2 protein-coding genes are annotated in these 1,750 nt (G+C 36.7%); both read right to left on the minus strand.

The annotated features are described in order from the left end of the window. On the minus strand, positions 1–1,043 hold a 1,043-nt coding region (locus tag ACOVQ4_RS21405; protein WP_421822635.1), incomplete at its 3' end, for a sensor histidine kinase. Beyond that, positions 1,040–1,750 (minus strand): response regulator transcription factor (locus ACOVQ4_RS21410; RefSeq protein ID WP_421822636.1); only part of this gene is annotated, 711 nt, incomplete at its 5' end. The genes ACOVQ4_RS21405 and ACOVQ4_RS21410, both read right to left, overlap by 4 nt.

Consider the following 1,750-nt stretch of genomic DNA (forward strand, 5'->3'; position numbering starts at 1 on the left):
ATGGCATTGGTCAACAAATTATACAAAAGAGTTTCTATCAAAAACCTATTGCCTTTAATATCTGGACGAGCTTTCAATCTTACCTGAATTGCTAAGTTTTTGCTTTCGGCATAATCTTGTAAAAGCTCCAAAATATCATTTATCATACTTCCAACGTCGAGTATTTCTACTTTTTCGAATTGGTGATTTTCAATTTTTGCCAAGAGCAAAAGGTTTTTGTTAATGCGAGAAACTCTAGCAAGTGGCTTTTCGATACCCTCAAGCACCTGCAATTGAGCCTCATTGAGTTCTGGTAATTGATAAAACAAATCTACTTTTGATCTTAATATTGCTAAAGGTGTTTGCAACTCATGCGAGGCATTTTCGATAAACGTTTTTTGCTGTTTATAAGCACTAATTGCCGCATAGAGCATCTTTTGAAGGGTATTATGAAGGTCTTCAAACTCTTGGATTTCGGTTTTCTCAAAGTCTATTGTCTCGGTTGATGATAGCTCAAAGCTTTTGAGTTGTCCTAAGGTTTTTTCAAAGGGACGCCAAGCTTTTTGGGCGATAGTTCTATTCAAGAAAATGAACCCTAAAGCTAGTAGTACAAAAAAGAATAACGATACCACCGAAATGATATATACGATTTCGTCGGCCTCCTCTACATTAGTTTCAATCCAAAGTCTGTAGGTATTACCTTTAAATCGAACATAACTTGCTAATCCCCTGAAGCGATCTATTTCGGTATGCGTTTTAAGTTTGTTTTCCCGCATGACCAGATAGGTACTATCAGCAGAATAACCTACTTTTTTTACAGGAAAAATCCTTGTACCTGATTGTAGTACGTTCCAGATGTGCATCACGCTATCAAATTGTGCCTGATTGAGCGACAAATTTTGCAATTGCGAAACGATACGTTCTTTGATAATCAGATTGTGTTCGTCGAGTTCTTTTTGCCAAACTGTTTCGACCACCCAATAATAGGCAGGGATGCTCAAGCTCAGAATCACAAAAGCATAAATCGTAAATGCCTTTAGGGGCTTATCGAGGAGTTTGGTCATTTTTCCCATTTGTAACCTACACCATAGAGTGTTTTCAAGTAATTATTTCCGCCAACTTCAAGTAGTTTTTTCTTCAAATTTTTGATATGTGCATACACAAAATCATGATTATCAAACATATCGGCAATATCGCCCGAAAGATATTCAGCTAGGGCACTTTTGGAGATAACCTTATTTTTATTACTGATAAAAAACATTAATAGATCAAATTCCTTGCGAGTCAGATTGATTTCTTGGTCATTAACTTTTACGTTTTTTGACAAAAGATTTATTTCTATTTCCTCAAACTGGACGGTATTCAGATTATTAAAATTCTTTCTTCGAATCACTGAGTAAATTCTGGCCAGCAACTCGGATTGGTGGAAAGGTTTTGGGAGATAATCATCCGCTCCTAACTGCAACCCTTTCACTTTGTCCTCAACCGAGTTTTTGGCCGAAAGTATGATTACTCCCTCTGTTCGCTGTTGCTGATTCATGGTTGCCAACAAATCCAATCCACTGCCATCGGGAAGCATTAAATCTAATAAAACACAATCATAGGTATGACATGCCAGTTTTTGACGGGCATCTTCCAAGGTAAACGCCAATTCACACAGATAATTTTCGTCTGCAAGATAGGCGCCCATAGCATAAGCCAATTCTTTTTCGTCTTCTATGATGAGAATTTTCATATTCAAAATTAGAATTAGATTCTGAATAAATTCTGA

The sequence above is a fragment of the Flectobacillus sp. genome, assembly GCF_049240685.1.
Classification (GTDB): domain Bacteria; phylum Bacteroidota; class Bacteroidia; order Cytophagales; family Spirosomataceae; genus Flectobacillus.